Consider the following 13267-nt stretch of genomic DNA (forward strand, 5'->3'; position numbering starts at 1 on the left):
GTCATTCGTGCTCCGTCGCCCGCAGGAGCAGCTTCTTGATCGTGTCCCCGTCGAGCACCGTGAATACGGACGATTGGCCTTCGTGATGCACGTAGATCCCCGTTTGTAGGGCGATCGCGAGGGCGAGCAGCTTGACCGCCGGCATTCCCTCGGGCTTGCTGCCTTCGCCCTCGACGGCGCGGAGGGATGCCTCGTCCGTGTACACGGCGAGGTTGCCCTCGTGGCGGGGCATCTTCCCACTCGCGTTGTTGAAATAGAGGACCGAGCGCAAAAGCTCCCGTTCGAAGACCTCGTGCGCCTTGGCATGATCCATCCCGTAGGCCTCGGGCGTCCATATCGCGATCAGCGCGGGGCCGAGCTTCTCGTTGTTCGGGATCCCCGTCGTGAGGGCAGGATCCAGCGTCTTCGCCATGCGGATCTCGGGGACCGCCGTTCCCTCCGCGGGCGCCGAGGCGCGCGGACGCTGGCCCTCCACGGCATTTCGCACGTGCTCCTCGGTCGCGAGGCGCTGGAACTTGTTTTCCATGCGCACCTCGGCGAGCTTCGCGGCCTGCCTCAGGGCAGCGTCCTGCTCGCGCACAGCTTGCCCTCGTACGTAAAATCCACCAACCCCCACAGCCATGAAGCCCAGGGACACGGCCCCCGTCACGGCCGACGGGACAGGGGGCGATGGGTCATTCTTCGTGGCCGCGAACAACACGCCCGCGCCGAGCATCCCGACGATCCCGACGATCCCCAGGCCGAGCCCGATGTTTTTCTTGCTTTGCGCGCGGAGCACGTCCGTTTCGTAAAGCTCGAGGGCGCGGGCGTGGCTCTGGCGGACGCGCTCGCGCTCCTGGTCGTACGCCGCCTCGAACGCAGCATCCCGGGCGATGCGCAGGGCGCTGAGCGCGTCGATCTCCGTGTCGCCTTGGTAGACGTGCCATTCGTGGAACGGGACCTCGGTCGGCTCCGTCGTGTAGACGACCTCCTTGCCCACGTACCTGCCGCTCGCGCTGTAGACCTGACGCTCGCCGACACGGACCTTCTTGTCGACCGTGCGCACGGAGTCCTTGACCTCGAAGCGGAGGGGCTTCCCATTCGACAGATGCGAGACCTGGTACTCGTACATCGCGGGCGCCTGCGGCGGCGCCGGCGGCGCGCAACCTCCGAGCGCGGCGCCGATGCCGATGACGAGCCCCCCAACCACCTTCCTCATCGATTCTGTGGATCCAGGATGCATGCGCATGACCTCGGTTGCTCCCCTGACAAAAGCCATGCCAGCATCCGAGAGACGCACGCGCAGCCGCAGAACCGAGGGGTCTGTCGCCGGACGCAGTCACGCCGTCATGACACTTCGGTGTCATGCGCGCGTACCACTGTATCGTCCGCGTACCACAAACCAGGTCGAGGGCCCCCCGAGGGGTTCGGCGAGGCGGACGAGCCCGCCGCCGAGGTCGAGGCGCCTTTGACCGCGCTCGACGGGCGCCCTGCGTTCGTCGAAACCGCAAGACTCCTTACGGAGCCCCCCCGCGTCGATCCTCCGTGAATCGCCGGTGGCTCCGTCCACGTTTGTCGCCGGACTTGAAGACCCGCGCCGTCTGATTAAGGTAGGCGGTTCCAGGAGGACAAACGTGTCGAAGAAAAACCCTCCACCGGCAGCCAGCGTATCGGAGGCCGATCTGCGCCTCGTGTTGCGGGACGCCCTCGCGCGTCTCGCCAAACCCACGTCCGCCGCAGAGCTGCGCAAGGCGCTGCCCAAGCCGTACCAGCAGCCCCTCGCGGAGATCACGCGCCACCTCGTCGAGCTCGCACGTGAGCCGGGCGTCTTCGTGTTCCAGGACGGAAAGACCTCCAGGTACTCCCTGCAGGATGCTCGGGAGACCGCCGCGCGAGCCGTCCTCACCACGCTGAGCCACGGACCGCTGCCGAAGGCGAGCCTCCAGGCCGGCGTGAAGCGCACGGCGCCCGGCTTCGAGAAGGCGCTGCCTGCGGCGCTCGACGACTTGCTCGCGCGCGGCGCCGTGCGTGAACACCCGAAGGTCGGCAAGCACCCGGCTCGTTACGGACGCGAGCCGCCCGATGCCACGCCGTTCCTCGCCAAAGCCCTCCAGGAGATGCAGGCCGTCCACAAAAAGCTCGCGCCGTGCGGGGTGACCAAGGCCGCGCTGTACGCGGCCCTCGGCCACGCGCTCGGGGTGACGAAGGCGGGCGGGGAGGGGGCCACCGACGACGACGCCGTGCTCGCAGCGCTGCGCGAGCTTGCTTCGCGCGAACCTCCGGGCGCATTGCTCAGCGTGCGCGCGCTTCGCGGGCTCGGGCCGCTCTCCAAGCCGCGCTTCGACAGCGCCGTGCTGCGTCTGTCCCGCGCCGGCAAGGTGGTGCTGCACCACCACGACTTCCCGGCGAGCTTGCCCGAGACCGAGCGGGCCGAGCTGGTCCAAGACGAGCGCGGCACGCACTACGTGGGCATCGCACCGGGGAGGAGCGCATGACCGAGCTCTCAACCCTGCCAAACCCGTTTCAGGGCAACGTCGTGCTGGATGCCTGGAGCGCGACCGTCGACGTCGCCGCCATCCACCAGGGTCCCTTCCAGCAGTGCCTGCAATCGCTCGACAGCGCGTCGCGGGGCACCCCGGATTCGATCTTGATCTTCGGACCCGCGGGCTCGGGCAAGACGCACCTGCTCGCCCGTCTCCAGCGGCACCTCGTGGAGACCGCCAACGCGGCGCCCGACGGCACGCTGCGCTGCGTGTTCGTGTCGGTGAAGCTCCAGACGAACGCGCAGCTCCTCTGGCAACACGTACGCCGCCGCCTGACGATCGACCTCCTGCGCAAGCAACAAGGGCTGACCCAGCTCCAGCGCCTCATGGCCCATCAGGTCGCTTCCCAGCGCGGAGAGCCGCCGAAGCGATGGGTGCGCGCGCTGCGTGTCTTCACCGGGACCGACGGCGAGTCCGTGACCGACTACCTGGAGGAGGTCGCGCAGCGGCTGGAGCTCAGCCGCAACCTTTGTGTCGTCCTCGATCACCTGGTCCACAACCGCTTTCCCATGGATGCGACGGCGTGGCTCTGCGGCGACAGCCTGCCGGAGTCGGCGCTCGGTCGCCTCGGCCTGGCCACCGAGGAGCAGGAGGATCGCGAGGAGGCGGCGCGGCAGGTCGTCATCGCGCTCTGCAAGCTCGCGGGAGAGACGCTGCCCATCGTCTTCTGCTTCGATCAAATCGAGGCCTTGCAGCAGAGCCGCGACGATCATGACTCGCTCTTCCGCTTCGGCCGCATGGCCGCCGATCTCTCCGAGGCCGATCGCAACGTGCTCTTGATCTCGTGCGTGCAGAGCGCGTTCGTCGAGCTCTTGAACACCGGCGTGCGCGAGGCGGATCGCGACCGGATCTTCAAGCGACGTTCGGTCCTCGAACCACTCACGCGCGAGCAGGTCGAGGCGCTGCTCGTGCATCGCCTCGATCGCGTCGAGGCCCTGCGCGATCGACGCAAGAAGCACGGCGGCTCGCGCGTCCATCCGTTCAGCGACGCCTTCCTCGCAGAGCTCTCGCAAACGTCGCCCTGCGTGCCGCGGCGGGTGCTGGCCGCCGCGGCCACGGCCTTCGAGCGGCTCCAGCGCGGCGAGCCGGAGCTTCGCGACGAGGCGCCGCCGGAGCCCGCGCGGGTCGAGGTCTTCCTGCGCGACACGTTCGCGGCGCGACGGTCGAGTGCGATCCAGACCGTCAAGCCCGAGGAGAGCCGCGACACGCTCCTGCACGGCCTGCCCATGCTCTGGGCGCTGCGAGGACAGAAGACGCAGCCGCTGCGGCCCCCAGGCGTCGATCTGCTCCTGCCTTCGGGCCGCGGGCCGATCCGCGTGACCGTCTGCAACGAGTCGAACATGACGAGCCTCGCCGCGCACCTGCGCCAGGTCATGCAAGCGGCCGGGGGGAGCAAGTCCTCGCACGGCCGCCACGTGATCCTGCGAGACCCGCGCCTGCCCATCACGCGCACGGCCAAGAAGACGCAGGAGTACCTCGCGGAGCTGGAGAAGCGAGGCGCGCGGGTCGTCAAGCCGAGCGTCGAGGCGCTGGCCGCGCTCGAAGCGCTGCGCTCCCTCCTGTCGGACGCGCGCGCGGGCGATCTGGCGGAGCGCGGCGAGGTGGTGAGCGAAGGCGCTGTGAGCGCTTGGCTCGCGCAAAACCTCGACGACGCGCTCACCGATCTCATCGAGGCCCTCGACGAGGGCGAAACGCGCGCAGAAGCGTCGCGCGAGAGCCGGCTCGAGCGTGATCTCGACGATGTGCTCCTGCGTCGCTTCGTGGTCGGTCTGGAGGCGCTGGCGACCGAGCTGGGCTGCTCCGGCGACGACGCGCTCGCCGCAGCGCGACGCCATCGCGAGCGGATCGGCGTGCTCGAAGGACCACCTGTCGTGCTGTTCGCGTACGTCCCGGCGGAGTCGCTGGGCCACGCTGCCGAGTGAGGGAGACGCATGCCGGTCGAGCTGTCGGTCAAGGAAGTGCGGGAAGAGCTCTCGCGCGCCGCGGGCGCCGCCGAGGTGGGCGGAGGCGAGCGCGCGACGCTCCTCCTGGGGCGGCTGTTTCACGAGGTTTTTGCGGAGGCGATCGGCCGGGACCCCGGGCGGAGCGGCGTGCGGGTTCTGATGGAAGCCGGGCCGGATCGCGAGATCGCATCCGAGCGCCTGATCGCGCACCTCTACCGGGTGCTCGTGGGTCCGCGCCTTGCGCGCCATCACGCGCACCTGCGCGAGACGACCCCGCAGGTGCTCGTCTTCTGGCAAGCCACGCAGAACCTTGCTCGCTGGCTCGCGGGGATCACCTGGGCTCTGGTCGACGCGGACCGGCCGATGTCCTGGGAAGAGGTCACCCAGGCGCTCCACGCGGAGGTGTCGCTCGCGTGCGAGCTGCGCGAGCCTGGCTGGACCGACACCGTGCGCCTCGTCGGAATCGCGGATGCGCTCCTCCATGTGCCAGGAAAGCCCCATTTCTGCGCGCTGGAGCTCAAGCTTGGGCGCGCGAATCCCGCCGTGGATCTCGGGCAGGCCGCTCTCTACCGCCTGATCGCCGCCCGCATGTCGAGGGGCGCCGGCGCAAGCGCCCTCGCGCTCGTGCGCTTCTCCCCGGAGATCGAGGAGACGCTCATCAGCGCGGCGCAGGTGGTCGAGGCCGAGGCGAGGCTGCTCGCCCTCATCGGCACCCTGACCGGCGTCGCCCTCCGCTCGCCTGCGCCGGTCAGGGCACCAAAGCGCCCGTCGATGACACCCACCGACGCGCCGAAGCAGAAGCCCCAAACGAGCTACGCCGAGCTGGGTTTGAAGCTCGCGCGGGCATTTCGCGAGTATGGACGTTCGATCGAGATCACGGGCGAGCCTGCCGTGGGCCCGCGTTTCCTCCGCTTCGAGGCGCGGCTCGGGCGGGGCGTGACGTTCGACCAGATCGCACGGCTGACGACGGAGGTGGGGCTCAAGGTGGGGGTCGGCAAGGAGCCCATCGTCTCCAGGGACGGCGGGCGCCTGTGCATGGATCTCCAGCGCCCGGATCCGCAAACGGTGCCCTTCTCGGTGGTGGTCGCCGCGCTCGGCCCGCGCGACACGCGGCACGGCTCGTCCCGGCTGCCGCTCGGCGTGGACCTCGACGGGAAGCTTCGCTTCGCGGATCTCGCGAGCCCGATCAACGCCCACGTGCTCGTCGCCGGGACGACGGGCAGCGGCAAGACGGAGTGGCTGCGGATGGCCATCGCGGGGCTCATGCACGCGAACACTCCCGAGACGCTGCGGCTCGTGCTCGTGGACCCCAAGCTCTCGGCCTTCCTGGAGCTGCGGCGCTCGCGCTACCTCTGGCCCAAGCACGGCCTATGGGTGCCGGGCGACAAGGACGTGGTGGAGGTGCTGGAGGATCTCGTCGACGAAATGGATCGTCGGTACAAGGCGTTCGGCGCGCTGGGCGTCGACGATCTCACGCGCTTCGTCGAAAAGAAGGGCAGGCCGCTGCCGCGGATCGTCCTCTTCTGCGACGAATATTTCGCGCTGATCTCGCAGGACCGGCAGCAGCGCAAGCAGATCGAGGGGGCCATCTCGCTCCTCGGCGCCAAGGCGCGCGCAGCAGGCATTCACCTGGTGATCGCGACGCAGCAGCCGAGCCGCCAGGTCATCCAGGGCGCGCTCGATTCGAACATGCCATGCCGCGTGGGGCTCATGACCCAAAGCGCGATCGAGTCGCGCATGATCCTGCAAGCGCCGGGGGCAGAACGACTGACGGGGTATGGCGACTTGTTGTACAAGGACGTCGGGGATCCAATTCGACTCCAGGCCCCCTATCTGTCGGCGGAGGAGCGGGCGCGGATGTTCGGCGGCGGCTAATCCTCGTTCCAGGTCGGCCCAACATGAAAACCTTTCCCCCGGAGGATCTTGTGGTTCTCCTGGAGAAGCGCAGCGCGGAGCGGCCCCGTCTGCGTATCGATGCTCTCCTCGATGTTGAGCAGACGCGGCGTGATGAAATCCCTGATGGCCGGCTCCTTCGTTCCCTGGAGAACGGTGAACGATTTGTTGTATTCGGCTTCTTCGTCCTCCAGGCCGCGAATCAACGAGCCTATCTGGGCCACTCTTGCAGCATCCATCCGGACGGTCGGAACGACGCGGGTGCCGTTTGGCAGCGACTTTCCGGCCCCTCCGCATACCGCCCATACCACGCCGCGTTGCCCCGGCGGAACGACGATCCTGGAGAGCGCGTAGTAGGCCTGATGCTCGCTGAGCTTGCCATTCTGCTGATCCTCATACCCTACGAGGGTCGTGCCGTAATCGATCCGAAGAGGCGCGTTTCTTGGCGCGTGCACGCAGAATGCGCCATGAAAAAGAATCCTGGTCAGCCAGTAGGGGGTCCGCTTCGTCCCGCCGTTGCAATCCGGTACGATGTCCCCGGCCATTCCCTGGTTCGGCCTGGATTCTGCCGCTGCCGGCTGGGATGCCTTGGAGCCCGCCGAGGCCACAGGCGACGTGTCCGCTTCGGCCGCGGGCGCGGGGACAGCCGCCAGCATCCCGAGGACCACGGCGATCCCAAAGCATCGTCGAAGTGTCGAACCCCTCGTCTCGTTTTTCATGACTCTACTCCAGCATGGCGCTGCAATCACGCGCAGAGGCCTCCGGCTGGTCGTACGGCAAGGTCGCAGGGATATGGCTGCACGACGCGCCTCCGTCGAGGAACCTCTTCGCGACCCCGAGGCATTCATAATAACAAAGCGACTGGAACTTGCCGCACACCGCGACGGCACAGCGATGCAAGTCGTTCTCCGGGTGCTGGTACCATTTGGGCGGGGTCTCTCTCGACACCGCGCTGCTCGCCGCGGATATCGGGGCATAGCCCGGGAGCGCAGCGGTTGGCTCGGGAGGCCTGATCCCGAGAGGACGCACGTCCGTTGCGATCTGCCCCAGGTCGTCCAGGTCCACCCGCTTCTTGCGCGCGATCATCTCCGCGATCTCGCGCTTCAGGGGCGCGTTCCGCCTCTCGTACTGGACCCCCGCCGACGTCGCGAGCTCCTTGGGCAGCACGATCCGGGTCTTCGGCCAGATCGTCCCGGTGCTGAACGGCTTGGGCGGCACACCACGCTTGCTGGCGTCAAGCATATATTTATCGTGCGCTTCTCGCAGGACGGCCTCATTCTTCTTGAAGATCAGCTTGAAAGCCGCCGGGTCCCCGTAATATCGCGTTGCCACCAGGTAGAGGGTGTCAGATTCGGTGATCTCGTAGACGAGCTCGTTCGTCTGGCCCGCGCTCGCCGCGGTGCATGTACCGGCGACGAGCATGGCGACCATCAAGGCGCGTCGAAACATCCTCATTCGAATCATTGGTCTCCGCGTCCTCCCATATCGCTCATTTGGCGACCGATACGACTTCGCCCGATGCTTCGTTCACCCAGTACACGCGGGTCGCGTCGACCGCGATGCCCATCGGGCGCTGCTGCGCGGATGCGAGCAGCACGGGCTCCCGCGTCCCGTCGAGGCGTGCCTTCTTGACCATTCCGCCGTCATTCGTCCAGTACACCCACGTATCGTCGACGGCGACGCAGCGTGGCCCGGGCTCGTTCGCCGCAAGGACCTCGATCGGGCCGCCACGTCGCGCAATCGATAGGGTCCCGGATCCATTGCCTTCACGCGACCAGGCCACGACCTCCTCGCGAGGGTCGACGGCCACGGCAAACGGCTTCTCCTGGTTCTCGGCGACGAGCCAGGGTTCGCCTCGCTCTTTGAAGGACCACCCCCATATGCTGCCGCCTTGTTCCGTTCGCACGAAATAGACGCTTCGGCGCCCGGTGGCGAAGCCAAAAGGGTTCGGATCGGCGCCGCCGTACTCGAGCAGGGGCTTCTTCCCGAGCTCTCTCCGGGCGCCGAAGAGTGTTCCCTTCCCAGTATTCGCGTTCTGGAAGAGGAAAAAGGCACCGCCTTCCGAGGACGCGAGCCCCGCAATCTGCTGCTCGGGCTGGAGCCATTGCACCAGGGATTTTCGCGCGCCCGTGACGGAGTCGATCGTGAGCAGGCTCTTCGAGGACGTATCCGTCCAGTACCAGCGACCGGTATCGAACGCGATGCGTGTCGGCGCGCCCCCCACGGACATCGGCGCCGGGGGGCCTCCGCCTTTGCGCATGCGCCAGGCCTTGCCCTGCCTGGGAACAGTCCATGCCACGATACCATCCACGTCGTCGTCCACCGCGACACTGAGCGCGCCAGGCTCGTACGTCGCGAGGACGATCGGCTTGCACCGCCCGCCTTCCAAGGCCTCCGGCGTTGCCTGCGCGTCGACCTCGCACCCATCGGCGGGATCGCCGTTGCAATCGTGAAGCCCGGGTTCGCAGGTCGCCTTGCAGATCCCCTCCTGGCACGTCGCGCCGTCGCCGACGATTTTTTTGCAGGCGCGTCCGCAGATGCCGCAATGATCGGCGCTGGAAACGACGTCCGCCTCGCAACCATTGGCGGGGTTTCCATCACAATCCATGAAACCTGATTGGCACGTGGATGCGCACTGGCCCGCAACGCACGTGGTGCCACCGTGCTGATTCGTGCAAGTATTGCCGCACGTTCCACAGTTCGCGGGAGCTCCGAGATCGGCCTCGCAACCGTTCGCCGGGTCCCCGTCGCAATCGGCGAAGTCTGTCGCGCATACGGGCGCACAAAAACCCCCCGCGCAGCTCGTCGAGCCGTGCTCGTTGATGCATCGTACGCCACAAGCGCCGCAGCTCTCGACGCGCGTGAGATCCGCCTCGCACCCGTTGAGCAAGGACCCGTCGCAGTTGCCCTTGTGCGGGTCGCACGTCGACGAAAGGACGTCCGGGTGTGCGCTGGCGGTGACGAACATTCCCGCGAGGACGAGGGACGCCATCGCTCCGCCGACCCAAATACGCCGCCGCTTGGGGACGGGCCGTGCCGGTGCGGGCGGTGAAACCTTCGAACCGTCCGGGAGAAGGTCGAACGCTGCGCAAAACTCGGCAGCCGACTGAAACCGCATCTGCGGGTCTCTCTGAAACGCGATACGGAAGAATGCGTTCACCTCGCCCGGAAGATGAGAGATGAGCGGCGGACCATCGGTGGAGAGCAGAACGAGCCGTGCGACGTCGACGTGCGTCGCTCCCGCGAACGGCAACCTCCCCGTGAGGAGGCGGTAGAGCACAGCCGCGAGGGACCAGAGATCACTCCTGAAATCGACGCGGTTGGAATGGTGCCATTGCTCCGGGCTCATGTAGCTGACCGTGCCCATCGCCATGTTCTCTTGGGTGAGCTCGTCGTGCTCGCTCACGATGATCTCGGTCCCGGGATCCACCATCGGCTCGACGAGCTTCATCAAGCCGAAATCGACGATCTTGACCTTGCCCTCGACGCAGTAGATGTTCCCTGGCTTCAGATCGCGGTGAATCACGCCCGCCGCATGGGTCGCCTGCAGCCCTTTGCATAGCTGTTTGCAGATCGACTTCACCGTCGGCATCGACATGGGCCCCTCGCGCTCGAGCCGCTTCGCGAGGCTCTCCCCCGTCAAGAGCTCCATCACCAGGAAGGGCGCCGGCTCGTCGCCATACTCGAAGCACCGGAGGACGTACTCGCTGTCGATCAGGCAAAGCGCCTGCGCTTCCCGGCGGAATCGCTCGAGGTCGTCCGCTGCGTTCGTCCTCGGGATCTTGAGCGCGACCTTCAGATGAAGCTTCGTGTTGATCGCCTTCCAAACCTGCCCGAAGGCCCCCTCGCCCAGCTTGGAGATCAGTTCGAACCGACCGGCGAAGGTCCTGCCGGAACGAAGGTCGACCGGCTGGATGCCACCGACTTCGTCCGACGGGAGCTTCAGGGTGGGCACGCTGATGTCATCGCCAGTGGCCGTGTTCATGCTCGCGCCACCAGATTGCAGCAATGAGATGGGCTGGCCAAACTTTCGATTCCTTCTCGACGTGTTTCTGACGAACGACCTGGATACGTATTTCTGCGTATGGACTTCGGGGCGATATCGTGCATGCGGGCGCCAGCGATCCCGATCACACGCGACACGGGACACCACGATGACATCGAGGGACCGCCGCCGCCTGGATGCACCTGACCGCCCGAAAAGCCTCCAACTGCGCTCTGCCGGATGCACATACCGTCGGAGATGCCCGGAAAAACGGGCCCGGACCGCGGGCATGGCGCGTGCAATGCCGCAGGGCAACCCTGCCGCGCGATCTTCATTGAATCGGCGGCGCGATTCCCTGCGAGCAAGGAGCTTTCCATGCAATCTCCGCGTTGGTTCGAGGTCAAAGTTCAGTCGCCCTGGCGGGCCGCGAGGAAGCAGGCGCGTCGTATCATCCTGCTGCCGGACGGAAACCATCGCAAAGGCGAATCCGGTCGCGATTACGCCGCCGGAGCAGCCAAGGTCGTCGGCTGCGCCGAGCACATCGCGCTGCGCGGCGACGTGGAAACGCTGCTCGTCTGCATCGCTTCACGTCAAAACGTCGACAAGAGGCCGGAAGCATTCTTCGACGTCGTCGCCGCGCAATTCGAGTGGTTACGCACGGAGATCCGAGAAGGCCGGGCGCTCGTTCCGCGCGGGATCCGTTGCAGCGTGCGCGGGAACCTCGCACGAATGCGCGCATCGGGCGGCGCCCGGGCCAGGCTCCTCGCCAGCATCGAGGCAGCCTGCGAGGCGACGAGGTCTCTGCCGGAGCCGCGGATGGACCTCGAGTTCTGGATCGACTATCCGGACGAGCTTGCCTGGGAGCGGGACGTTGATCTCGTCCTCCGCACCGGCGCCGAAGAGCCGGACGTCGTGCGTCCCGGCTTCTGCCTTCCTCCTTTCGTGCCGTGCGTCGCGACGACGACGTTGTGGCCCGACGTCCATCCCGAGGAGATCGGACGTCTCATCGATCGAGGCCTGCGGGACGTATCGTCCCATTTCGCTCCCGGATACGATCTCGACCTGGTGTTCGAGCTCATTCATGCGCTGCCGCGCTCTCGCATCCCTGCGCCGATGCGAATCACCATTCCCGTCTGCGCCTCGGCAGACGAGGTCGACGCAAGGCTCGAAGCCCTCCACGCCGATCCGACACGTGCGCCCGCCGTGCAGGTGAGCTGCCTGGGTTCGCGCGGATTGCGTGGTCACGAGCGCGCGCTCGTCGACGATGCCTGGTACGCCATTCGAATCGTCCCAGCGGCCCGCGGGTCCGATGGCATTGCCGAGGACGACGACGCGGTCATCGCCCCGGGCCAAGCTGCACAGAACGTCCTCCTCGCCGCACCTGCCACGGCAGCGGCGCCGGTCCATCCGTGCGCTCCCACGGCAGAGGGCATTCTTCATGCGCTCCGGCGCGCGGTTCGTTTCCCCGTCGCGCACATCCTTTTGCAGGGCGCGGACAGGAGTCGAGGGCCCTTGACCTCGGTCGAGCCGCCCTGGCCCGCCGAGCTCCTCGACCTCATCGAGGTGACGGCAGCGAAGCCCGAGCGCTCGATCGAGCAAATCGTGCGCGCGCGTTTGCCGAGCGCCGCCGACGCGGACGCCGAGCGCGACCTGCTCGTCGAGGCCATGTCGGCGCGGGTGCTCGGCGAGGTCTTGTCGGAGGGGCTCCTGCTCCCGGATCGAGCCTTGCGCCAGGGAGATCGCAATTATGCGTATACAGGCGCCTACATGATGCTCCGCGTGCCGGACGAGGCGAACCCGACGGGGGAGGGGTGGGAGCGTTCGGCGGAGCTGGCCATTCGTTGCATGCTCGCGATTTCCGCAGGCGACAATGGTGTCTTCGACCGGGTCCTGCCAGGCGAGATGCCGGACGCATGGCGCGCGCGGCTGCAATCTGCGGCGCATCATCTGGAGGAGATCGCCCGCGGAGAGGGACCTGCCGCTCCCCCCGTCGGGCCAGGCATGCGGATCGTCGACGCCATCGGAAAGCAATGGGAGAGACTCTTCGCGCGCCACGCGAGCGCGAGCGGCGCGCTCTCGCAGGCCTGCCGTGACGCGCTCGTACGCCATTATCGGGCCAATGCGCTCGAACGCGCGCCGGATGTCGTCGACAATCCCCTCGTGCGCCGGCTCGGGCTCGGCGGACCTCCGCGGCAGGAGGCGACCGCGGACATCGAAGCGAGGTATGCGTCCAGGGCGCCTGGCCCCGTCGGCGAACGAATTCGGCGCCTCGTGCACGAGCACGCGAGCGATCCAGCGCGCTTCGCCGAGCAGCAGCGCGAGCTTCGATTCCTGCTGCACATCGTGGACACGGCGCCCACCATTGCCGTGGAGGTCTTGTTCCTCTTCTGCGGGCTCGCGACGCCCGCAGAGCACGTCCACGAGATGCGCCTGCGAGCCTTGATCGAGGTCGGGCAGCTCGCCGACCATACCTTCAGGTTGGCGAACGACCTCGCCAGCCTGAGCATGAATGGGGGCGATCGAGATACCGGCAAGGAGAGCTGCCTGTCGATTCTGATCCCCAAGGGCGTTTCGACCTCGACGGGCGCAGCGGCCCTGGAACGTGCACGGGCGCTCGGAGAGAAGTACCTCGCATGGCTCGAGGAGCATCTGGGGCACGCGATGGCGAGGCTCGCGCCCCAGTGGCCCTCCATGGCGGAAAAGATGATGCGAGCCGTTCACGTGGGCCGAGGCGTGTACCGGCGCGGGCACTACACGACCCTGTCGTCGGAGGAGATGCTCGCGCTCATCGGCGAGGTGAGTCGAGCGCGGCCCCGACTCGATCCTTCAGCAAATGCGCTCTCTGCGCGGGGCTCGTCCGCGTCCCCTGTGAATACTTTGCTTCCTCTCACGGGAACCGGGTAGATTGGCGAGACGAGGAGCAT

The 13267-nt window shown here is 67.2% G+C and carries 8 protein-coding genes; 4 read left to right on the top strand and 4 right to left on the bottom strand.

The window, feature by feature from the left end; translation table 11 throughout:
* Position 1: 1 nt before the first annotated feature.
* Entirely contained in the window at positions 2 to 1198 is a 1197-nt protein-coding gene (locus POL67_RS25820; RefSeq protein ID WP_271921663.1) for a hypothetical protein, read from the bottom strand.
* A 415-nt stretch (positions 1199 to 1613) separates the two neighbouring features.
* On the opposite strand from POL67_RS25820, the gene POL67_RS25825 reads away from it, so the two are divergent.
* Genes POL67_RS25825 through POL67_RS25835 form a run of 3 tightly spaced genes read left to right on the top strand, consistent with a single transcriptional unit; the run spans position 1614 to position 6340 of the window.
* On the top strand, positions 1614 to 2474 hold the full coding sequence (locus POL67_RS25825; protein ID WP_271921665.1) for a hypothetical protein: 861 nt from the start codon (positions 1614 to 1616) through the stop codon (positions 2472 to 2474).
* Entirely contained in the window at positions 2471 to 4444 is a 1974-nt protein-coding gene (locus POL67_RS25830) for an ATP-binding protein (RefSeq protein ID WP_271921667.1), read from the top strand. Before POL67_RS25825 ends, POL67_RS25830 begins: the two co-directional genes overlap by 4 nt.
* Positions 4445 to 4453: 9 nt before the next feature.
* Positions 4454 to 6340: an FtsK/SpoIIIE domain-containing protein gene (locus tag POL67_RS25835; protein WP_271921669.1), complete on the top strand. Its 1887-nt coding sequence runs from the start codon at positions 4454 to 4456 to the stop codon at positions 6338 to 6340.
* On the opposite strand, the gene POL67_RS25840 is transcribed toward POL67_RS25835, so the two are convergent.
* From POL67_RS25840 to POL67_RS25850, 3 genes are read right to left on the bottom strand one after another with little or no spacing between them, the layout of a single operon-like run.
* Positions 6337 to 7026: a hypothetical protein gene (locus tag POL67_RS25840; protein WP_271921671.1), complete on the bottom strand. Its 690-nt coding sequence runs from the start codon at positions 7024 to 7026 to the stop codon at positions 6337 to 6339. The genes POL67_RS25835 and POL67_RS25840 overlap by 4 nt on opposite strands.
* Before the next feature lie 55 nt (positions 7027 to 7081).
* Positions 7082 to 7807, bottom strand: a complete 726-nt coding sequence (locus tag POL67_RS25845; protein WP_271921673.1) for a LysM peptidoglycan-binding domain-containing protein — start codon at positions 7805 to 7807, stop codon at positions 7082 to 7084.
* Positions 7808 to 7847: 40 nt separating this feature from the next.
* Complete coding sequence (locus POL67_RS25850; RefSeq protein WP_271921675.1) at positions 7848 to 10343, bottom strand: serine/threonine-protein kinase; 2496 nt, start codon at positions 10341 to 10343, stop codon at positions 7848 to 7850.
* 375 nt (positions 10344 to 10718) lie between these two features.
* Here POL67_RS25850 and POL67_RS25855 point away from each other — a divergent pair, with 375 nt between their 5' ends.
* Positions 10719 to 13247 carry a hypothetical protein gene (locus POL67_RS25855; RefSeq protein WP_271921677.1) on the top strand — a complete coding sequence of 843 codons (2529 nt, stop codon included), beginning with the start codon at positions 10719 to 10721 and terminating at the stop codon, positions 13245 to 13247.
* Positions 13248 to 13267: the final 20 nt, after the last annotated feature.

This window comes from Polyangium mundeleinium, assembly GCF_028369105.1.
GTDB lineage: Bacteria > Myxococcota_A > Polyangia > Polyangiales > Polyangiaceae > Polyangium > Polyangium mundeleinium.

Excerpts from the sequence above, each read along its gene's own strand:
- POL67_RS25855 (WP_271921677.1), top strand. The coding sequence starts at position 10,719 with ATGCAATCTCCGCGTTGGTTCGAGGTCAAAGTTCAGTCGCCCTGGCGG.
- POL67_RS25850 (WP_271921675.1), bottom strand. The coding sequence starts at position 10,343 with ATGAACACGGCCACTGGCGATGACATCAGCGTGCCCACCCTGAAGCTC.
- POL67_RS25845 (WP_271921673.1), bottom strand. The coding sequence starts at position 7,807 with ATGTTTCGACGCGCCTTGATGGTCGCCATGCTCGTCGCCGGTACATGC.
- POL67_RS25820 (WP_271921663.1), bottom strand. The coding sequence starts at position 1,198 with ATGAGGAAGGTGGTTGGGGGGCTCGTCATCGGCATCGGCGCCGCGCTC.
- POL67_RS25835 (WP_271921669.1), top strand. The coding sequence starts at position 4,454 with ATGCCGGTCGAGCTGTCGGTCAAGGAAGTGCGGGAAGAGCTCTCGCGC.
- POL67_RS25830 (WP_271921667.1), top strand. The coding sequence starts at position 2,471 with ATGACCGAGCTCTCAACCCTGCCAAACCCGTTTCAGGGCAACGTCGTG.